This window comes from Terrabacter terrigena (assembly GCF_042676085.1).
GTDB lineage: Bacteria > Actinomycetota > Actinomycetes > Actinomycetales > Dermatophilaceae > Terrabacter > Terrabacter terrigena.
The window spans coordinates 51,338-69,736 of sequence record NZ_JBHTKH010000010.1; the positions used below are offsets into that span (position 1 = coordinate 51,338).

The 18,399-nt window shown below is 72.7% G+C and carries 22 protein-coding genes; 8 read left to right on the plus strand and 14 right to left on the minus strand.

What is annotated here, in order from left to right; genetic code table 11:
• Positions 1-257 precede the first annotated feature (257 nt).
• The 3 genes from ACFQ2V_RS15095 (at position 258) to ACFQ2V_RS15105 (ending at position 3,113) form a co-directional block, all read left to right on the plus strand.
• Positions 258-1,268 (plus strand): GTP pyrophosphokinase, encoded by a 1,011-nt coding sequence (locus ACFQ2V_RS15095; protein WP_386053756.1) that lies wholly within the window; start codon positions 258-260, stop codon positions 1,266-1,268.
• A 117-nt stretch (positions 1,269-1,385) separates the two neighbouring features.
• The gene (locus ACFQ2V_RS15100; protein ID WP_386053666.1) at positions 1,386-1,826 is read left to right on the plus strand and encodes a YciI family protein; all 441 of its coding nucleotides are present in this window, start codon (positions 1,386-1,388) and stop codon (positions 1,824-1,826) included.
• Entirely contained in the window at positions 1,827-3,113 is a 1,287-nt protein-coding gene (locus tag ACFQ2V_RS15105; RefSeq protein ID WP_386053667.1) for a DUF6596 domain-containing protein, read from the plus strand.
• On the opposite strand, the gene ACFQ2V_RS15110 is transcribed toward ACFQ2V_RS15105, so the two are convergent.
• The gene (locus tag ACFQ2V_RS15110) at positions 3,100-3,630 is read right to left on the minus strand and encodes a DinB family protein (RefSeq protein ID WP_386053668.1); all 531 of its coding nucleotides are present in this window, start codon (positions 3,628-3,630) and stop codon (positions 3,100-3,102) included. The genes ACFQ2V_RS15105 and ACFQ2V_RS15110 overlap by 14 nt on opposite strands.
• Before the next feature lie 72 nt (positions 3,631-3,702).
• Here ACFQ2V_RS15110 and ACFQ2V_RS15115 point away from each other — a divergent pair, with 72 nt between their 5' ends.
• The 3 genes from ACFQ2V_RS15115 to ACFQ2V_RS15125 are packed head-to-tail and all read left to right on the plus strand — an operon-like array spanning position 3,703 to position 7,177.
• Complete coding sequence (locus ACFQ2V_RS15115) at positions 3,703-4,329, plus strand: LysE family translocator (RefSeq protein ID WP_386053669.1); 627 nt, start codon at positions 3,703-3,705, stop codon at positions 4,327-4,329.
• 38 nt (positions 4,330-4,367) lie between these two features.
• The gene (locus ACFQ2V_RS15120) at positions 4,368-5,837 is read left to right on the plus strand and encodes an FAD-binding oxidoreductase (protein ID WP_386053670.1); all 1,470 of its coding nucleotides are present in this window, start codon (positions 4,368-4,370) and stop codon (positions 5,835-5,837) included.
• Between the two features lie 2 nt (positions 5,838-5,839).
• Positions 5,840-7,177: a class I SAM-dependent methyltransferase gene (locus tag ACFQ2V_RS15125; RefSeq protein WP_386053671.1), complete on the plus strand. Its 1,338-nt coding sequence runs from the start codon at positions 5,840-5,842 to the stop codon at positions 7,175-7,177.
• Here ACFQ2V_RS15125 and ACFQ2V_RS15130 read toward each other — a convergent pair.
• The 4 genes from ACFQ2V_RS15130 to ACFQ2V_RS15145 all read right to left on the minus strand — a co-directional run bounded on the left by ACFQ2V_RS15130 (position 7,174) and on the right by ACFQ2V_RS15145 (position 8,885).
• A complete protein-coding gene (locus ACFQ2V_RS15130) occupies positions 7,174-7,725 on the minus strand; it encodes a hemerythrin domain-containing protein (RefSeq protein ID WP_386053672.1) in 552 nt (183 codons plus the stop codon). The two genes, ACFQ2V_RS15125 and ACFQ2V_RS15130, sit on opposite strands and share 4 nt — an antisense overlap.
• Positions 7,726-7,803: 78 nt before the next feature.
• Entirely contained in the window at positions 7,804-8,064 is a 261-nt protein-coding gene (locus ACFQ2V_RS15135) for a metal-sensitive transcriptional regulator (RefSeq protein WP_386053757.1), read from the minus strand.
• 87 nt (positions 8,065-8,151) lie between these two features.
• Positions 8,152-8,487 carry a YnfA family protein gene (locus ACFQ2V_RS15140; RefSeq protein WP_386053673.1) on the minus strand — a complete coding sequence of 112 codons (336 nt, stop codon included), beginning with the start codon at positions 8,485-8,487 and terminating at the stop codon, positions 8,152-8,154.
• Positions 8,484-8,885, minus strand: a complete 402-nt coding sequence (locus tag ACFQ2V_RS15145; protein ID WP_386053674.1) for a VOC family protein — start codon at positions 8,883-8,885, stop codon at positions 8,484-8,486. The genes ACFQ2V_RS15140 and ACFQ2V_RS15145 overlap by 4 nt, the downstream gene beginning before the upstream one ends.
• Before the next feature lie 113 nt (positions 8,886-8,998).
• Between ACFQ2V_RS15145 and ACFQ2V_RS15150 the strand changes: the two genes are divergently transcribed.
• Positions 8,999-9,244, plus strand: coding sequence for a sigma factor-like helix-turn-helix DNA-binding protein (locus ACFQ2V_RS15150; protein ID WP_449343047.1), 246 nt, complete (start codon positions 8,999-9,001; stop codon positions 9,242-9,244).
• A gap of 48 nt (positions 9,245-9,292) precedes the next feature.
• On the opposite strand, the gene ACFQ2V_RS15155 is transcribed toward ACFQ2V_RS15150, so the two are convergent.
• The gene (locus tag ACFQ2V_RS15155; RefSeq protein ID WP_386053759.1) at positions 9,293-9,904 is read right to left on the minus strand and encodes a class I SAM-dependent methyltransferase; all 612 of its coding nucleotides are present in this window, start codon (positions 9,902-9,904) and stop codon (positions 9,293-9,295) included.
• Between the two features lie 141 nt (positions 9,905-10,045).
• Between ACFQ2V_RS15155 and ACFQ2V_RS15160 the strand changes: the two genes are divergently transcribed.
• Entirely contained in the window at positions 10,046-10,570 is a 525-nt protein-coding gene (locus ACFQ2V_RS15160; RefSeq protein ID WP_386053675.1) for a flavodoxin family protein, read from the plus strand.
• A 22-nt stretch (positions 10,571-10,592) separates the two neighbouring features.
• Here the strand turns inward: ACFQ2V_RS15160 and ACFQ2V_RS15165 are convergent, their stop codons facing one another.
• The 8 genes from ACFQ2V_RS15165 to ACFQ2V_RS15200 all read right to left on the minus strand — a co-directional run bounded on the left by ACFQ2V_RS15165 (position 10,593) and on the right by ACFQ2V_RS15200 (position 18,395).
• Positions 10,593-11,528, minus strand: coding sequence for an alpha/beta fold hydrolase (locus tag ACFQ2V_RS15165; protein WP_386053676.1), 936 nt, complete (start codon positions 11,526-11,528; stop codon positions 10,593-10,595).
• A gap of 39 nt (positions 11,529-11,567) precedes the next feature.
• On the minus strand, positions 11,568-12,782 hold the full coding sequence (locus ACFQ2V_RS15170; RefSeq protein ID WP_386053760.1) for an RNA polymerase sigma factor: 1,215 nt from the start codon (positions 12,780-12,782) through the stop codon (positions 11,568-11,570).
• A gap of 112 nt (positions 12,783-12,894) precedes the next feature.
• Complete coding sequence (locus ACFQ2V_RS15175) at positions 12,895-13,275, minus strand: YciI family protein (RefSeq protein WP_386053677.1); 381 nt, start codon at positions 13,273-13,275, stop codon at positions 12,895-12,897.
• A 130-nt stretch (positions 13,276-13,405) separates the two neighbouring features.
• Positions 13,406-13,777, minus strand: coding sequence for a VOC family protein (locus ACFQ2V_RS15180; RefSeq protein ID WP_386053678.1), 372 nt, complete (start codon positions 13,775-13,777; stop codon positions 13,406-13,408).
• 20 nt (positions 13,778-13,797) lie between these two features.
• Positions 13,798-14,808: a sugar phosphate isomerase/epimerase family protein gene (locus tag ACFQ2V_RS15185; RefSeq protein ID WP_386053679.1), complete on the minus strand. Its 1,011-nt coding sequence runs from the start codon at positions 14,806-14,808 to the stop codon at positions 13,798-13,800.
• Between the two features lie 87 nt (positions 14,809-14,895).
• Complete coding sequence (locus tag ACFQ2V_RS15190; RefSeq protein WP_386053680.1) at positions 14,896-16,302, minus strand: alkaline phosphatase family protein; 1,407 nt, start codon at positions 16,300-16,302, stop codon at positions 14,896-14,898.
• Positions 16,299-17,507 (minus strand): metabolite traffic protein EboE, encoded by a 1,209-nt coding sequence (eboE, locus tag ACFQ2V_RS15195; protein ID WP_386053681.1) that lies wholly within the window; start codon positions 17,505-17,507, stop codon positions 16,299-16,301. The genes ACFQ2V_RS15190 and eboE overlap by 4 nt, the downstream gene beginning before the upstream one ends.
• A 3-nt stretch (positions 17,508-17,510) precedes the next feature.
• The gene (locus ACFQ2V_RS15200; protein ID WP_386053682.1) at positions 17,511-18,395 is read right to left on the minus strand and encodes a TatD family hydrolase; all 885 of its coding nucleotides are present in this window, start codon (positions 18,393-18,395) and stop codon (positions 17,511-17,513) included.
• Positions 18,396-18,399 lie beyond the last annotated feature (4 nt).

The following is an 18,399-nucleotide window of genomic DNA, read 5'->3' on the forward strand; positions in this document are numbered from 1 at the left end:
GCGTGGGCCTCGACCACCCGTTCCCATGCGCGTCGAGCGACGAGGTGCATCCCTGCTGCTCGGACTGGGAGAACGACGGCGCCGTCGGGCTCGTCGACGCGGCCTTCCGCGCCTTCCCGGCACATGCGAGGGTGGCGCCGGGCGTCCCCAGCTGGTGGGGCGACCGTCACGGCTGGGGTGGGTCCGACGGCAGGGAGCTCTGGTGGCATCGCGACCACAGGACGGCGCCCGAGCTGTCGGCACGGCAGGATGGCCGCATGTCCGACAGCGAGCTGGCAGCGACGCCAGGCAACGACGTGGCCGCCGCCTACGCAGCAGTCCGTCCCCAGGTCGAGTCCCACACCACCCTCTTCGTCGAGATGGTGAGGGCACTGCTCGACGAGGCAGGGATCAACTACCTCACCGTGAGCGGCCGCACCAAGACCGTGGCCTCCTTCGCCGCCAAGGCCGAGCGCCGCCGCGACGGCGAGCTGCTCTACCCCGACCCGCTCAACGACATCACCGACCAGGTCGGCGTCCGGGTCATCACCTACGTCCACGACGACGTCGCCGCCGTCGCCGAGCTGCTGGCGGAGGAGCTGGCCGTCCTCGACGACCGAGACATGGGCCTCGAGACGGCACGCTCGGGCCGCTTCGGCTACGCGAGCCGGCACCTGCTCGTCGCCGTCGACGCCAGCCGCACGATCCCCGCGGCGTACGAGGGCCTGCGCCGGCGCAGCGCCTCCGTGCAGATCCGCACCGTGCTCCAGCACGCCTGGGCCGAGTTCGAGCACGACATCCGCTACAAGGGCACCGTTCCCGAGGAGCACGCGCACGACCTCGACCGGCGCTTCACGCTGGCAGCCGGTCTCATCGAGCTCGCCGACCGCGAGTTCTCGGCCATCCGCGACCGCCTTCAGATGGCGCTGCCGGCCACGCCGCCGGACGCCGCGGTCCAGGACCCCCGCATCAGCTCCCAGGACCTCGCGAAGTTCCTCGCCACGAAGTACGCCGACGCCGGCTGGTCGCGCACCGACCACTACGCCTGGGTGTCGGGCCTGCTGCTCGAGCTCGGCATCACCTCGATCGAGCGCCTGGCCGAGGTGATCGCTCCCGTCGACGACACCGACGTCATCAGCCGGATGGGCTACAAGTACCCACCCGGCGCCGTCCGGCGGCTCGACGACGCCCTGCTCGCGACGTTCGGCCACCGCTACCTCGACCTCGCGGGCAACGCCCACCGGCGAGCCTCCCTCGAAGCCCGTCTCGAACGGCTCGGGAGGGCGTGAGAGCACGAGTTGCGCCGACGTGTCGATTCGCGGGGGCCGAGTTCGTCAGGATGATGTGGCGAGGGTCGCCGCACCGCGCACCGCACATCGCACACCTGAGCAGAGAAGGAGCCGGCCATGGCCGACACGTACGCATACCTGATCCACGAGGGCGACTGGAACTCCGACGCCTGGTTGAACGGCGGGCAGAACGGCGCACCGCCCGCCGACGGCGCCCCCGCCGGCAAGGACCCGAACGCGACGACGACCGAGGAGATGGACTCGAGCTTCCCCGAGCACGCGGCCTTCCAGAAGGCCGTCGTCGACCTCGGCGCCCGTCTCGTCGGCGGCAACGCACTGCAGAACTCCCGCCACGGCGGCACGGTCACCCCCGGGTCGGGCGACCGCAAGGTCGAGGACGCCGTCTACACCGACGGCCCGTTCGCCGACACCTCCGAGGTCATCACCGGCTTCTACCTCGTCGAGACCGACGACGAGGACACCGCGCGCCGGATCGCGGCCCTCGTGCCCACGGGCGGCCACATCGAGTGGCGCAAGGTCTTCCCGACGGGGATGTGAGTGCCGCTCGGGTCGGGTGGGTTCGAGGAGGCGTGGCCGCGCATCGTGCGCGCCCTCGCCTCCTTCACCGGGAGCCTCGACGACGCCGAGGAGTACGCCGCCGAGGCCGTCGCCCGCGCCGCCGCCCACGAGCGCTCCGGCGGACCCGCCATCGAGTCGTATGCCGCTTGGTGCACCTCCGTCGCCAAGCGCGCCTGGCTCGACGACGCCCGCCGCCGCTCGGTGGAGCGGCGGCTCGCCCCCGAGCTCGCCCGTCCCGACGCCGATCCCGTCTCGGACCCGGTCACCGACCGCATCGCCATGGACGCCGACGACCTGTCCGCCCACGTTCTCGAGGAGCTGGACGACCGCCTCGCCCTGCTCTTCGTCGCCTGCGACGAGGCCATCTCGCCCGCCTCGCGGATGGTGCTGGCCCTCCGTGTGGTCTGCGGTCTCACCATCTCCGAGATCGCCGGTCACCTCGGCGTGCAGGACACCGCCGCGGCTGCGCGCCTGACCCGGGCCAAGCGCGCCCTGTCGGAGGCCCGCGGCGCCTTCCACGTGCCTGACACCGCCGAGCGCGCACGCCGCCTGCCCGTCGTGATCGCCTGCGTTTCAGGCATGTTCACGGTTGCGCACCGCACCGTGCTCGACCCGGCCGACGCACTGGCCGACACCGGGCGCCAGGCGCTCTCGATCGCCGACGCCCTCGTCGCGGCCTATCCCGACGACACCGAGGTGCGCGGGCTGCGCGCCGTCATCCGGCTGGGACTGGCCCGACGGCCGGGGCGAGTCGCTGCCGACGGCACCGGCCTGGCCCTCGACGAGGTCGACCGACGCCGTTGGGACGCAGGGCTGCTGGCGGCGGGCCTCGACGACGCCACGCTCGCGGCCCGGGGCGACGGACGTTTCGCCCTCGAGGCGGCCATCGCCGGCCTGCACTCGGGCGCACCGACGTTCGAGCGCACCGACTGGCCGCGCATCGTCCAGCTCTACGGTGCGCTCGAGCAGCGCTGGCCCTCGCCGTCGGTCCGGGTCGCGCGGCTCGTCGCCACGGCCCAGGCCCAGCTCGCCACGCCTGCCCGCGAACCGGATGCCCTGGTGGAGGTGGAGCGGGAGCTCACCTCCCTCGAGACGCACGCTCCGGCATACGCGAGCAGGGACGCCTCCCTCGCTCTCGCCGACCTCGAGTGGCGCACCGGCCGGCGGGAGCACGCCTCGGCGCGCTACCGCGACCTCGCGGAGGTCGTCGCCGTGGAACCGCTCCGCCGGTTCTGCCTGAAGCGGGCCTGCCTCACTCTCCCGTGACGCCGTCGACGTTCTCGCGCAGGAAGTCTGCGTGCCCGTTGTGGCGGGCGTACTCCTCGATCATGTGCAGCAGGATCCAGCGCAGCGTGAACTGCTGGTTCTGCTTGCGGTCCAGCCTGGCCGACCGGAAGTCCAGGCCGCCCGCCGCGAGCGCCGCGTCGATGTCACGGCGGGCCTGCTCGACCGACTCGTCCATGATCCGGCGCAGCTCCTCGGGGCTGTCGTCGGCGGCCGAGGTCATCTCCCAGTCACGGTCGGCCTCCCAGTCGGCGCCGGCCCACGGTTCGGGCATCGGTCGTCCGTGCAGCACCTCGCCGAACCAGCTCGCCTCGTTCAGCGCGACGTGCTTCAGCAGCGCGCCCAGGGTCAGGGTCGAGGGCGGCAGCCGCTGACCCAGCTGCTCCGCCGACAGCCCCTCGGTCTTCAGCCGGAGGGTGTCGCGGTGGTAGTCGAGGAACGCGACGAGTGTGGTCGCCTCGTCTGCGGCGAGCGGCGGGTCGGTGCGCGAGGTCGTCATACCGACCGACGCTAGTGTCCGCCGGCTGGAAAACGCCTGCCCTTTACGACCGGCCGGGCGCACACTGGACCGGTGCCGACGTCGAGTCAATGGGTCGCGTTCCTCATCGCGTCGATCCTCTTCATCCAGGTCCCGGGCCCCAGCCTGCTGTTCACCATCGGTCGTGCCCTCACGGTCGGCCGGCGCGAGGCGCTGCTCTCGGTCGTGGGGAACGCCATCGGCGTCACCACCCAGGCGGTGCTCGTCGCGGTGGGCCTCGGCGCCATCGTGGCCGCCAGCGTGACGGCCTACACCGTCGTCAAGGTGGCGGGTGCGGCCTACGTCATCTGGCTCGGCATCCAGGCGATCCGCCACCGGCACGAGGCCCGCCAGGCGCTCGAGAAGCAGGTCTCGGGCAGGCGCGGGCACGCACTGCGCATCGGGATGGTCGTGGGGCTCACCAACCCCAAGACGATCCTCTTCTTCGTCGCCTTCCTCCCGCAGTTCACCAACGCCGCCGCCGGCCACGTCGCCGTGCAGATGGCGGTGCTCGGTGCGGTGTTCGGTGCCCTGGCTGTCTGCAGCGACAGCATGTGGGCGTTGCTCGCCGCCCGCGCGCGGGAGTGGTTCGCCCGCAAGCCCGCCCGGCTCGACACGCTCGGCGCCACCGGCGGCGTGATGATGGTCGGCCTCGGCGCGACGATGCTGGCCACCGAGTAATCCCCACCACCGTCAGCCTTCTCTGTTTGACTTGCACCGTGGCAGCCCCTCAGGTCACGACGTTGGGTGACGACCCGTCGACGCGGGTCCGCGACCACGAGCGCGCGCTCGCGGACGTCCGGCGGGCGTATGCCGCCCTCCCGCCTGACCAGCCGGTGCGCCTCGCGAAGCGCACCTCCAACCTCTTCCGCGTGCGCAGCGCCACCGGCGCACCCGGCCTCGACCTGTCGACCCTGAGCGGGGTCGTCGAGGTGACTCCCGGCGTCGACGGCCGCCCGGCGACCGCGCGCGTCGGCGGCGTGACGACCTACGAGCAGCTCGTCGACGAGCTGCTGCAGCTCGGCTACGTGCCGCTCGTCGTGCCGCAGCTGCGCACCATCACCATCGGCGGTGCCGTCACCGGGCTCGGCATCGAGGCGGCGTCGTTCCGCAACGGTCTCCCGCACGAGTCGGTGCTCGAGATGCGGGTGCTCACCGGTGCCGGCGAGGTCGTCACCGCGACACCCGACGGTGAGCACGCCGACCTGTTCCGCACCTTCCCCAACTCCTACGGCTCGCTCGGCTACGCCCTCGACCTCGTCATCGAGCTCGAGCCGGCGCGGCCCTACGTCGCGCTGCGCCACGAGAGGTTCGACTCCGTCGCGGCGCTCGTCGACGCGGTCGGCACCGTCATGGAGGCGCACACGTGGGACGGCGACCGGGTCGACTTCGTCGACGGCGTCGTCTTCGGCCCCAGCGAGTCCTACCTGACGCTGGGTCGCTGGACCGACCACCTCGAGGGCCAGGCCCGGCCCAGCGACTACACCGGCGAGCAGGTCTTCTACCGCTCGATCCAGCAGCGGCGCACCGACGTGCTCACCGCCCACGACTACCTCTGGCGCTGGGACACCGACTGGTTCTGGTGCAGCCGGGCCTTCGGCGCGCAGAACCCGACGATCCGACGCCTCTGGCCGCGGCACCTGCTGCGCAGCGACGTCTACTGGAAGATCGTCGCCTTCGAGAACCGCCACCGTGTCATGGGGCGCATCGACCGGCTGCGAGGCCTACCCGACCGCGAGCGCGTGGTGCAGGACGTCGAGATCCCGCTCGACCACACGGCCGAGTTCGTCGACTGGTTCCTGCGCGAGGTGCCCATCGAGCCGCTCTGGCTCTGCCCGATCCAGCTGCGGCGCAACGGCGCTGCGGCCTCCGACCGCGACGGAGCCACCGACGGCGACGACACCCCGTGGCCGCTCTACCCGATGGCGCGCGACGAACGCTACGTCAACGTCGGCTTCTGGTCGTCGGTGCCGATCGCGCCGGGCGCCGTCGAGGGCGACGTCAACCGGCGCATCGAGGCCGAGGTCACCCGGCTCGGTGGCCACAAGTCGCTCTACTCCGACGCGTACTACGACGAGGCCACCTTCCGGCGGCTCTACGGCGGTGACGGCTACACGCCCGTCAAGGACAGGTACGACCCCCGGGGACGACTCCCCACCCTCTACGAGAAGGCGGTGCAGGCTCGATGACCATGACCGTGGGACAGGCATTCGACCTCGTGTTCGGCCCCGACGCCCCGGTGCGACTCGTCGCCTGGGACGGCTCGACCGGTGGCAGCCCCGACGGGCTCGTGATGCGCATGACGAACCCCGACGCGCTCAACCACTTCCTCACCGGAGGCTCCGAGCTGGGCCTGGCGCGCGCGTACCTGCTCGGTGACCTCGTCATCGACGGCATCGACGAGGCCGATCCCTACGACGTGCTGCGGCTCGTCAGCGACGGCCTCCCCATGCGGCGCCAGAGCGTGCGCGAGGCGGCCGAGCTCGCGCAGTTCGTGGCCCACCACCGGCCCCGCACGCCGCGGCTGCCGCGCGAGGAGACGCCGAGCCAGCTGCACCGGATGGCGCGCGGGCTGCGGCACGCGAGGGGCCGCGACGCCGCGGCCATCAGCCACCACTACGACGTCTCGAACACCTTCTACGAGCGCGTCCTCGGCCCCTCGATGACCTACACCTGCGCGTGCTTCCCGACCGAGGGCGCCTCGCTCGAGGAGGCACAGGCGTACAAGTACGACCTCGTCGCGCAGAAGCTCGGCCTGCAGCCCGGCATGCGCCTGCTCGACGTCGGCTGCGGCTGGGGCGGCATGGTGCGGCATGCCGTGAAGCACTACGGCGTCACGGCCATCGGCGTCACGCTCTCGCGCGAGCAGGCTTCATGGGCGCAGGCGGCGATCGCGGCCGACGGCATCGCCGACCGGGCTCAGGTGCGGCACGGCGACTACCGCGACGTCACCGAGCGCGGCTTCGACGCCATCAGCTCGATCGGGCTCACCGAGCACATCGGCGTCCGCAACTACCCGTCCTACTTCCGGTTCCTGCGCGAGCGCCTGCGTGACGAGGGCCGCCTGCTCAACCACTGCATCACCAGGCCCGACAACAGGCACGACGGACTGCCCTCGCGCGGCTTCATCAACCGCTACGTCTTCCCCGACGGCGAGCTCACCGGCAGTGGTCACATCGTGCGGGTCATGGAGGACGAGGGCTTCGAGGTGCGCCACCACGAGAACCTCCGCGAGCACTACGCCCGCACCTGCGCCGCGTGGAACGCCAACCTCAGCAAGCACTGGGACGAGTGCGTCGAGCTGGCCGGGCTCGGCACCGCCCGCGTCTGGGGCCTCTACCTCGCCGGGTCGCGACTGGGCTTCGAGCGCAACGGGATCCAGCTGCACCAGGTGCTCGCGTCACGCACGAGCACCGAGGGCAGGTCGGGCTTCCCGCTGCGCCCGCGCGTCGAGCCGAGCGAGGCCGGTCAGACCGGTCGGACCGGTCAGACCCGTGGGGACGGTCGGGACGGTCAGGCCGACGCCTAGCCCGAGCCTCCGAGATCGACGTCGTAGGCCTCGTAGACGAGGTCGCCGCCCTTCTGCCGGTGGCGCACCAGCCGCCCCACCAGCACGGTGAGCTCCTCGCGGAAGACCGGCAGGTCGGCCATCGTGCCGCCGTGCTCGAGCACGGCGAGGTAGCCGTGGATCGCCTCACGGAGGTCCTGGTGCTCGGCGAGCAGCCGGTTCACGCGGCCGGCGAGCCGTGGTGCGTTGTGCCGGGCCCGGTCGTAGATGCCGCCGGGACTCTCGGTGAGGGCGACGTGGTCGTCGAAGTCGTGGGCCAGCTCGGCCAGCGCGGCGCGCACGCGCTCTCGCCACATCCCGCCGCGGGCGATCGGGGCCTCGAGGGCCAGGTCGACGGCGGCCACCGACTCGCGCAGCTCCGAGCGGTGTTGGCGCACCTGCTCGAGGTGTCGGGCGAGGTCGGCCGGGGTGACGACCGGCGGCTGGTCCTCGACGGGCACAGGGGCAGGCGCATCGGAACGGGCCACCTCGACGAGGGGCGGGCTCGGGGCATTCGGCTGCAGGTTCATGGCTCGACCTCCGTGTCCCCCATGGTCCCGCCGGGTGCCCGGTTCGTCCAGAGCTCGGGAGTGGTGACCCGGCCGACCTCAGGCGAGGGAGAGGAAGAGCTTCTCCATCTTCGCGACGTCCATCTGCTCGGCGTCGGGGTTGGCGAGGCACTCGCGCAGGCCGGCCGCGATGACCGCGAAACCGGCTCGGTCGAGCGCCCGTGAGACCGCCGCGAGCTGCGTGACGACGTCGGCGCAGTCGCGTCCTTCCTCAATCATCCGGACGATGCCGCCGATCTGCCCGCGGGCGCGGTTGAGGCGGCGAATGACTGACTGCATCTCGTCGAGGTCGAGCTCCACGGCATACTCCTCCAAGGCCTCGGCGACGCTGCCGATCATACCCGGGCCCGTATGCCGTGCGCCACGATCGCTGGAGCCGCCCGGCGCTCAGCCCGAGCGCGGCGCGTACATGATGACGGCCACGCCGACGAGGCAGACCAGCGCTCCCGCGACGTCCCAGCGGTCCGGCCGGAAGCCGTCGGCGACCATGCCCCAGGCGAGCGAGCCGACGATGAAGACGCCACCGTAGGCCGCGAGGATGCGTCCGAAGCTCGCGTCGGGCTGCAGCGTGGCCACGAAGCCGTAGACGCCGAGGGCGACGACGCCGGCCCCGGCCCACAGCCAGCCCCGGTGCTCGCGCACGCCCTGCCAGACGAGCCATGCACCGCCGATCTCGGCGAGGGCGGCGAGCACGAAGAGGGTGATGGAGCGGGCGACGGTCACGGGATGTCCCCGGCGGCGCGGCGCTCGTCGTCGCTGCGCAGGATGCAGAACTCGTTGCCCTCGGGGTCGGCCATGACGACCCAGCCGCGGCCGTCGTCGGTGCGGCAGTCCTGTTCGACGGTGGCGCCGAGAGCGAGCACCCGCTCGACCTCCTCGTCGCGCGGCCGGTCGGTGGGGCGCAGGTCGAGGTGCACGCGGTTGCGCACCACCTTGGCGTCCTCGACCTCGATGAGCAGCAGCCGGTGCGACCCGTCGGGCGAGAAGATCATGCACTCCTCGTGACCCGGCTCGTTCGGGTCGTCGGGGTCCTCGTGGTAGCCGAGCAGGTCGGCCCACCAGACCGACTGCTCGTAGGCGTCGAGGGCGTTGATGGTCGTGTGGGACAGGGCGAGGGCCATGCGCCACATCCTGCCGGGGGCGTGCTCGGCCGGACCACCCGGTCGGCCGCCGCCCGCCCGCGTCAACCCCGGTTGACGCGATGCTCGTGGCGACCTACCGTTGTCAACACAGGTTGACATCAGGAGCGAAGACCGGGGTGACGATGGAGGTCGAGGACATGCTGAAGCTCGCACGGGCCACCGGCGACGACGACCCGCGCGCGGCCCTCGCGGCGGCACGCGAGCTGCGCCGCGAGGCCGACCGCACCGAGGCGACCGTCGTGCGCCGGGCACGGCTGCAGGGCCTCTCCTTCGCCGAGATCGCCGAGGCCCTCGGGGTCAGCCGCCAGGCCGTGCACAAGAAGTACGGCCGTCGCTGACCTCCCCGGGCCGTCGAGGCCCGGCCCTTCCGACCCAGCCCTCCCGACCTAGCCCTCCCGGCGCAGCACGACCACGGTGTCGAGCGCGACCCGCTGACCGCCGTCGGTCTCGACCGGGCGCTCGCGGATGCCGGACTGCTCGACCGTGACCGGCAGGCCCTCGACAGCCTCGAGCACCTCGTCGGGGTCGTAGAGCACGGCGCGCTCGCTGGGACCGCCCCAGCCCTCGGCGAGGTTGCGCCCTGCATGGCCCACGACGACCACGCGCCCACCCGGGCGCAGGGCCGCGACCGCGACACGGAGTGCCTGGCGCCACTCGGCCGCGGGCAGCTGGAGGTAGCTGAGCAGGACGAGGTCGTACGAGGCGGGGTCGCCGGGCGCCGGGAGCGTCGCGTCGCCCACCAGCGGGGTCAGCCGGTCGACGTCCGCCCCGAGCCGGTCGGCCGCCAGCGAGCGCATCCGGTCGACGGCCACCGAGGAGTAGTCGAGCGCCACCACGGACCAGCCCCGCTCGGCCATCCAGATCGCGTTGCGCCCCTCCCCCGCGGCCAGGTCGAGCGCATGGCCGGCCGTCAGCGGCCCGATGATCTCGGCGACGAACCGGTTCGGCTCGACCGACCACACGAGGTCGTGCGCGGCATACCGCTCGTCCCAGGCCATGGCGTCCACTGGCTCTCCTCCCGACTGGTCGGCCGCCCCGTGACGACCGCGAATCCCATTGTGGCGCGGCGCGTCTCGTTCGTCACGATCACGCGACACGACCTGTGCCGCAGCGTAACGTTGACGGTGGAAGGGGAGTGCATGATGAACGTCCTCATCGTCCACGAGTCCATGTTCGGCAACACCGCGGAGATCGCGGCCGCCATCGCCGCGGGGTTGCGACGCGGCAGACCGTCGGGCGACGAGGGAGTCACGCTGGTGCACGTCGGCGACGCGCCGCTCACCATCGCCGACGACGTCGACCTGCTCCTCGTCGGCACCCCGACGCATGCCTTCGGCATGACCCGTCCCCAGACGAGGCGGGACGCCACGTCGAAGGGCGCCGCGCCGTCTCGTCACGGCGTGCGCGAGTGGATCGAGTCCCTGACACCCCGCACGGACCTTCCGGTCGTCACCTTCGACACCCGAGTGCACGTGCGCATGCTTCCCGGCTCCGCAGCCCGCAGTGCAGCGAAAGCCTTGCGTCGCAAGGGCTTCGAGCATGCTGAGCAGGGCGAGACTTTCTGGGTGGAGGGCACGCCCGGACCCGTCGTGGCGGGCGAGGTCGAGCGGGCCGAGCACTGGGGCGCCGAGCTCGCCGCCCGCGTCTCGCACGGCGTCTCGTGACCGGCTGCCCGCGGGTGACGCGTCAGTCCAGCGAGGCCAGCCACGGCTCGAGGTGACCCAGGACCGCCGCAGGCGCCTCGAGCTGCGGCGTGTGCCCGATCCCGTCGAGGTATGCCGTCTGCCAGGCCGGGTTCAGCCGCGCGGTGCGCTGGGCGGCCCCGACCGGCACGAGCCGGTCGCGGGTGCCGTGCACGAGCAGGACCGGCTGCCTGATGCCGGCGATGAGGGCGTCGTAGCGCCGGGGCCGGCGCAGCATCGCGAGGATCGAGCGCGCGGCGCCGAGGAACTCCGACTCGGAGATGCCGTGCTCGCGGCGCCAGGTGACGAGCCGCACCCCGGCGTCGATGACATCGGGGTCGGCCCGGCTCGGGTCGGCGAAGCAGAGGTTGACGGTGCCGAGCACCCGCTCGCGGTCGCTGTAGCGGGTGTTGAGGCGGCGCACGAAGCGCTCACCGACGCGCGGGACGGCATACAGCCCGAAGGTGAGCGCGACCTGCGGGTCGGGGCGCAGCCCCGGCGTCGGCAGGGACGGGTCGACGAGTGCCAGTCCGGCGACCTGCTCGGGGCGCCGGTCGGCGAGCAGGAGCGAGACCATGCCACCCATCGAGTTGCCGACGAGCACCACCGGGCGGCCGAGCACCTCATGGACGAAGCGGCTGAGGACGGCGGCGTTGTGGTGCACCGTGGTGGGCCGCCCGCCGGCCGGGCTCAGCCCGAATCCGGGCAGGTCGAGGGCGACGACCCGGCGCGTGCGGGCGAGGGCCGGCGCGATGCCGACCCAGTTGAGGTGCGACCCTCCGAGGCCGTGGACCAGGACGACGGGTGGGCGTCCTTCCGCGCCGACCTCGGGGCCGCCGAAGTCGACCCAGTGGACGGGCCCGTCGACGTCGAGCGTGTGGCTGCGGCCGCCCCAGGGAGCGGCGAGCCCGAGAGGTGCCGTGGCCGGCAGGGTCGTCATGACCGCACGGTAACCCCTCCGCCGGCGCCCGGTGGCCCTTCAGTCGCCGGCGCGGGCGCGCTCCGTCGCCGCGGCGGCTCGTGCCTGGAGGTGCCGGGCCTCCGGCGCGTTGGCGCTCAGGCCCGCAGCCCGGGTCCACTCGGCCGCGGCGTCGCCCCACCTGTCCACCCGTCCGAGCAGCTCGGCCCGAACGACGTGGAAGGGCGTGTAGCCGTCGAGGGCGAGCCGGTCGAGGTCCGCGAGGGCGCTCTGCGGCCCCGCCACCTCCGCGACGGCGACGACCCGGTTGAGCCGCACGACGTCGGTGGGGGCGAGGCGCAGCAGGTGGTCGTAGAGCTGCACGATCTGCGCCCAGTCCGTGTCGGCGGCACGGGCGGCGTCGGTGTGCACGGCGCCCACCGCTGCCTGGAGCTGGTAGGGCCCGGGCGCGCCCCGGCGCAGGCAGCGGCGCACGAGGTCATGTCCCTCCGCGACCATCGCGGCGTCCCACAGCGACCGGTCCTGGTCTGAGAGCAGCACGAGCTCGCCCGCGGCGTCGGTGCGGGCCGGGCGGCGGGCCTCCGTGAGTAGCATGAGGGCGAGCAGGCCCGTCGCCTCGGGCTCGTCGGGCATCAGCTCGACGAGCACGCGGCCGAGCCGGATCGCCTCGGAGGCGAGGTCGGGTCGCCCGAGCTCGTCGCCCGACGTCGCCGTGTGGCCCTCGTTGAAGACGAGGTAGATCACGGCGAGGACCGCCGCGAGCCGACCCGGCAGGTCGGCGTCGCGGGGCACCCGGTACGGGATGCCGGTGTCGCGGATCTTCTTCTTGGCCCGCACGATCCGCTGTGCCATGGTCGCCTCGGGCACGAGGAACGCATGGGCGATCTCGGGAGTGGTGAGACCGCCGAGCAGGCGGAGCGTCAGCGCCACTCGCGCCTCGGGCGACAGCGCCGGGTGGCAGCAGGTGAAGACGAGCCGCAGGCGTTCGTCCTTCACGGGTCCCTCCTCCCGCGGTTCCGCAGGGGCGTGGACGACGAGGGCCTGCTCGTGCCGGGCCTCGCGTGTCGACTCCCGCCGCAGGCGGTCGAGGGCCCAGTTGCGCGCGGTCGTGATGATCCAGCCAGCGGGACTGGGCGGCATACCTTCTCGGGGCCACCGCTCGACGGCCACGGTGAACGCGTCCTGGACGGCGTCCTCGGCGAGGTCGATGTCGCCGAGCCTGCGGATGAGCACGGACACCGCGCGGCCGTGCTCGGCACGGAAGACGCGCGCGATGTCCGCACCGGTGACGGCACGGGGGGCACCCGCGGCACTCGGGGCACTCGGGGCACTCGCGGCACCCGGCGCACCCGGTGCGCCCGGGTCACCGGACTGGTCGCCCACCACGTCAGCGGTCGGTCGGCTTCTGGCCCGGGTCGGCCTGGTCCACGAACGGACGCACCTCGACGGGCAGCCCCGTGGCGCCGGCGATCCGCTCGGCCCACCCGAGCACCGCGTCGTAGTCGTCGGAGCGCACGATCGTGAAGCCGCCGAGGTGCTCCTTGGCCTCGGCGAAGGGCCCGTCGGTGAGCACGGCGTCGGCGACCGGGTCGGGCTTGCGGATCGTCGTGGCGCTCGCCTGGTCGCCGAGGCCGCCGGCGAACACCCAGCTGCCGGCCGCCCGGATGTCGTCGTTGACCACCTCGAGGTCGGCCATGACGCGGCTGAGGTCGAGGTCCTCCGGCGGCGGGCCGTCGGGCGAGAACAGGCTGATCAGGTAGGTCTTCATGGTGGTCTCCTCCTGCCGGTTTCACCGGCCGGTCGTGGCGGATGGTGGAGACCGCACCGTGCGTGCACCCTCCACCCTCTACACGAACGCGACCCGCGCCGATCGACCGCGCGGGCGGGACGGCAGGTGCTCAGGTGCGTGGGCGCTGCTCGACGAGCCCGACGGTGTTGCCCTCGGAGTCGACGACGAACGCCATCCACTCGTCGGTGCCCGCGGGGCCGAGCGTGTCGTCGTCGTGGCCGAAGATGACGTGCGGCTCGCTGCGCACCTCGACGCCGGCGGTCCGCAGGCGATCGACCGTCGCGTCGATGTCGTCGACGCCGAGGTAGAGCAGGGCGCTCGGCGCGCCGACGTCGAGCAGGAGACGCACGCCGCCGACGTCGAAGAAGACCAGGCCCGGCGGGTCGTAGGTCGCGAGCGGCTCGGTCCCGAGCAGGTCTCGGTAGAAGGCGGTGGCCCGACCGAGGTCCTCGGCGCGCTGGGCGATCTGGACGAGTGCCATGCCCCGACGGTAGACCCGCGTCAGTCCTTGGTGCTGCTGAACGCCGCGTCGAAGGCCGCCTCGGGGCGCTCGAAGTTGAGCGACCGCACGTACTCGAGCGCTCCGGGGGCACCGACGAGGCGGTCCATGCCGGCGTCCTCCCACTCGATCGAGATCGGGCCGTCGTAGCCGATCGCGTTGAGCGTGCGGAAACAGTCCTCCCACGGCACGTCGCCGTGGCCGGTCGAGACGAAGTCCCAGCCACGCCGCGGGTCGCCCCACGGCAGGTGCGAACCGAGACGACCGTTGCGGCCGTTGCCGACCCGCTTGCGGGTGTCCTTGCAGTCGACGTGGTAGATCCGGTCCTTGAAGTCCCAGATGAACGCGGCCGGGTCGAGGTCCTGCCAGACCATGTGGCTCGGGTCCCAGTTGAGCCCGAAGGCGTGGCGGTGGCCGATCGCCTCGAGGGTGGCGACGGTGCTCCAGTAGTCGTACGCGATCTCGCTCGGGTGCACCTCGTGGGCGAACTTCACACCCACCTCGTCGAAGACGTCGAGGATCGGGTTCCAACGGTCGGCGAAGTCGGCGTACCCGGCCTGGATGACCTCGTCGCCCACCGGCGGGAACATCGCGACGTACTTCCAGACCGCCGAGCCGGTGAACCCGATGACGGTGTCGACGCCGAGCCTCGCGGCGGCACGCGCCGTGTCGGCCATCCGCTCCGCCGCGCGCTTGCGCACGCCCTCGGGGTCGCCGTCGCCCCACACCGACGCGGGCAGGATGTCCTGGTGGCGCTGGTCGATGGGGTCGTCGCACACGGCCTGCCCGACGAGGTGGTTCGAGATGGCCCAGACCTTCAAACCGTGGCGCTCGAGGATCGCGCGGCGCCCCTCGACGTACCCGTCCTCGGCGAGCGCGCGGTCGACCTCGAAGTGGTCGCCCCAGCAGGCGATCTCGAGGCCGTCGTAGCCCCATTCCCCTGCCAGCCGGCACACCTCCTCGAAGGGGAGGTCGGCCCACTGTCCGGTGAAGAGGGTGATCGGTCGGGCCATCGGGGGTCTCCTTGCTGCTGTGGTCTGCTGCTGTGGTCTGCTGCTGTGGTCTGCTGCTGTGGGCTGCTGGCTGGGTCTGCTGGTGGTTCAGAGGGGGGTGGTTGCGGCGACGGCGACGCCCGCGGCCTCGAGCACGAGGTCGTGCACGTCCGCTGCCGCCACGCTCTCACGCCGTAGACCCGGGTCGGAGGTGATGACCACCGGCCCGTCCACCGGGTCGTCGGGCAGGCGCCCGTGGCTGCCCCGCACCCACCTCGGGTCGAGCGGCACGACGCGCATGGCGTACCGGAGGCCGAGCTTCTTGCGCACGAGGCTGAGCCCCGCGCGCGCCTTCGCCGAGCGGTCGGCGGGGTCGAAGAAGAGCTCGGCCGGGTCGTAGCCGGGCTTGCGGTGGATCTCGACGCCGCGCGCGAAGTCGGGAGCCCGCTCGTCGTCGAGCCAGTAGTAGTACGTGAACCACGCGCGTGGGTCGGCGACGAGCACGAGGTCGCCCGAGCGCTCGTGGTCGAGGCCGTATGCCGCCTGGCCGGCCCGGTCGAGCACCTGGTCGACGCCGGGGGTGGCCTCGAGCAGCGTCCGCACCTCGTCGAGGCGCCCCGCGTCCCGCACGTAGACGTGGGCGACCTGGTGGTCGGCGACGGCGAAGGCCGTCGAGGCCCACGGGTCGAGGTACTCCATGCCGGCCTGGCTGTGGACCTCGAGCAGCCCGGCGCGGCGGAGCACGCGGTTGACGTCGACCGGGCGGTCGACGGCAGTGATGCCGTACTCGCTGACGACGAGCACGCTGACGCCGAGCCGCTCGGCGTCGTCGAGGAGGGGCCCGAGGACGTCGTCCAGCTCCCGCGCTGCCGCGCGGGCCTCGGGGGACTCCGGCCCGAACCGCTGCAGGTCGTAGTCGAGGTGCGGCACGTAGGCGAGGGTGAGGTCGTGCTCGGGCAGGAGCAGCCGGGTCGCCTCGACGATCCACCGCGACGACGCGATCGAGGCCGTCGGACCCCAGTACTGGAAGAGCGGGAACGCCCCGAGCCGGTCGGTCAGCCTGTCGTGCAAGGCAGCCGGCCGCGTGTAGCAGTCCGGCGACTTGCGACCGTCGGCGTGGTAGACCGGCCGCGGCGTCACGATGGAGTCGACGTCCATGCCCATCGCGTACCACCAGCAGACGTTCGCGACGCGGGCGACGGGGTGGGCCCGGCGCAGGGCGTCCCACACCTTCTCGCCCTCGACGAGGGCGTTGTGCTGCCGCCAGAGGAACACCTCGCCGAGGTCGCGGAAGTACCAGCCGTTGCCGACGGCGCCGTGGTCGACCGGGGGTCGGCCGGTGAGCATCGTCGACTGCACCGAGCAGGTGACGGCGGGCAGGACGGTCTCGAGAGAGGACTGCCAGCCCGCGGCCGCGAGCCGGGACAGTCGCGGCATGTCGGCGAGCGCGCGCGGCGTGAGGCCGACGACGTCCAGCAGCAGGACCTTGCGGGGAACAGTGGTGGGCTGGTTCATGCGGTCTCCTTGAGGCCGAGGTCGATGAGGGTGTCGCGCAGCCAGGCGAGCTCGCCGGCGATGCTCGTGGCGAGGGCCGCGTCGTCGGTCGGGCGCACGCCCTCGGGGACGACCGACCACGTGTAGGTCTCGACCTCGAGATGGTCCGTGCGGGCGGTGTCGCCGCCGACGAGGACGGCCAGGGACTCGCGCAGGTCCGAGGTCGTCGCGGCGAGCGGTGGCTCCGGCGCGTGGTCGAGCGGCACGTGGAAGTGCACCCGCCACGGCTGCTCGACGCCGCCCGGTGCCGGCTCGAGAGGGCGGCGTCCGCGGAGGGCGTCGCCGAGGTCGTCGCGTGCGCGGAGCTGGCCGTGGGTGCCGTCTGCGGCGGGCGACCCTCCGGCCCGCACCTGGTGCAGGAAGCGGTCCTCGTCGAAGGCGGCGAGCGCCTCACGGGTCGCCGGGTCGTCGGGGTGCTCGACGTGCAGGGCCGCCGAGACCTGCGCCTTGACGACCTGCCGACCGGCCGCGGCGAGTCGGGGCACGGCGACTGCGGCGTCCTCGAACCCCACGGCGAGGTGGCACAGGTCGAGGCAGACCCCGAGCACGTCCTCGTCCCAGCCCGTCATCCGCTCGACGAGCTGGGTCGTCGTCTCGATGACGCAGCCCGGCTCCGGTTCGACGGCGACACGGATCTCGCGGCCGGTGCGGTCGCCGAGCGCGTGCAGGTGGTCGGCGAGCCGGTCGAACTGCTCGGCAGCGAGCACCTGCCGGTCGCCGAACCACGGGTGACGCCATCCGAGGGGCAGGGTCGAGATGCTCCCGCGGGCGGCGTCGTCGGGCAGCAGCTGGGCGAGGACGTCCGCGAGGTCGGTGGTGTAGGCGAGGCGGGCGGGCTCGGTCCAGTCGGGACGGTAGACGCGGTGCTTGACGACCTCCTCCTGGAAGCCGCGGTACGGGAACCCGTTGAGCGTCACGACCTCGAGGCCGCGCGAGTCGAGGGCCGTCCGCAGCCGGTCCACCTGCCGCGGGTCACCGGCGAGCTCGCGGGCGACGGGTGAGCTCAGCCAGAGACCGAGGCCGAGCACGTGGGAGCCGAGGTGCCGGCGTACGGGCAGGGCGAAGCGGTCGAGCTGTCCGATGATCGTGTCGAGGTCCTCCCCGGGGTGGACGTTGGTGCAGTACGCGACGTGGACGGTCTGGCCGTCGGCGTGCAGCAGGCGCACGGCTCACTCCCTCGCGCCGCGGAGCACCGAGTTGCCCATGAAGGTGGCAGCCGCTCCCACCAGCTCGCGCTGCTCGTCGTCGGGTCCCGCGGTCTCGGGCAGCTCGAGCCGGCCGCTCTGGGCGTAGAACTCGACGGGGTTGCGCCACAGCACGCGGTCGACGTCGTCGGCGGTGAAGCCGCCCTCGAGCAACGCCTCGGCCACGCGCACCGTCTTGAGCGGGTCGCTGTTGCCCCAGTCGGCGGCGGAGTTGACGATCATCCGGCCGAGCCCGTGGCGGCGCAGGATCTCGACCATCCGGTGCTCGTCCATCTTCGTGTCGGGATAGACGGAGAAGCCCATCCAGCACCCGGACTCGGCGACGACGTCGACCGTCACCTCGTTGAGGTGGTCGACGAGCACGGCACCGGCGTCGAGATCCGACTCGCGGACCACGTCGAGGGTGCGTCGCGTGCCGGCGAGCTTGTCGCGGTGCGGCGTGTGCACGAGGGCGGGCAGCTCGTGCTCGACGGCGAGCGCGAGCTGCGCTGCGAAGACCTCGTCCTCCTCGGGGGTCATCGAGTCGTAGCCGAGCTCGCCCACGGCGACGACGCGGTCCTTGGCGAGGTAGCGGGGCAGCACGTCGAGCACCTCGCGGCACCGGGCGTCGTTGGCCTCCTTGGGGTTGAGGCCGATCGTGGCGTGGTGCGCGATGCCGTACTGGGACGCGCGGAACGGCTCCCACCCGAGGAGCGCGTCGAAGTAGTCGCAGAAGGAGCCCACGGACGTGCGGGGCTGCCCCAGCCAGAAGGAGGGCTCGACGACGGCACGCACGCCGGCCGCGTACATGCTCCGGTAGTCGTCGGTCGTGCGGGAGGTCATGTGGATGTGGGGGTCGAAGATGCGCACGGGT

What these genes read in the sequence shown, in the direction of transcription:
- ACFQ2V_RS15095 (WP_386053756.1), top strand. Translation starts at nt 258, where the DNA reads ATGTCCGACAGCGAGCTGGCAGCGACGCCAGGCAACGACGTGGCCGCC.
- ACFQ2V_RS15100 (WP_386053666.1), top strand. Translation starts at nt 1,386, where the DNA reads ATGGCCGACACGTACGCATACCTGATCCACGAGGGCGACTGGAACTCC.
- ACFQ2V_RS15110 (WP_386053668.1), bottom strand. Translation starts at nt 3,630, where the DNA reads ATGACGACCTCGCGCACCGACCCGCCGCTCGCCGCAGACGAGGCGACC.
- ACFQ2V_RS15125 (WP_386053671.1), top strand. Translation starts at nt 5,840, where the DNA reads ATGACCGTGGGACAGGCATTCGACCTCGTGTTCGGCCCCGACGCCCCG.
- ACFQ2V_RS15130 (WP_386053672.1), bottom strand. Translation starts at nt 7,725, where the DNA reads ATGAACCTGCAGCCGAATGCCCCGAGCCCGCCCCTCGTCGAGGTGGCC.
- ACFQ2V_RS15145 (WP_386053674.1), bottom strand. Translation starts at nt 8,885, where the DNA reads ATGGCCCTCGCCCTGTCCCACACGACCATCAACGCCCTCGACGCCTAC.
- ACFQ2V_RS15155 (WP_386053759.1), bottom strand. Translation starts at nt 9,904, where the DNA reads ATGGCCTGGGACGAGCGGTATGCCGCGCACGACCTCGTGTGGTCGGTC.
- ACFQ2V_RS15160 (WP_386053675.1), top strand. Translation starts at nt 10,046, where the DNA reads ATGATGAACGTCCTCATCGTCCACGAGTCCATGTTCGGCAACACCGCG.
- ACFQ2V_RS15165 (WP_386053676.1), bottom strand. Translation starts at nt 11,528, where the DNA reads ATGACGACCCTGCCGGCCACGGCACCTCTCGGGCTCGCCGCTCCCTGG.
- ACFQ2V_RS15175 (WP_386053677.1), bottom strand. Translation starts at nt 13,275, where the DNA reads ATGAAGACCTACCTGATCAGCCTGTTCTCGCCCGACGGCCCGCCGCCG.
- ACFQ2V_RS15180 (WP_386053678.1), bottom strand. Translation starts at nt 13,777, where the DNA reads ATGGCACTCGTCCAGATCGCCCAGCGCGCCGAGGACCTCGGTCGGGCC.
- ACFQ2V_RS15185 (WP_386053679.1), bottom strand. Translation starts at nt 14,808, where the DNA reads ATGGCCCGACCGATCACCCTCTTCACCGGACAGTGGGCCGACCTCCCC.
- ACFQ2V_RS15190 (WP_386053680.1), bottom strand. Translation starts at nt 16,302, where the DNA reads ATGAACCAGCCCACCACTGTTCCCCGCAAGGTCCTGCTGCTGGACGTC.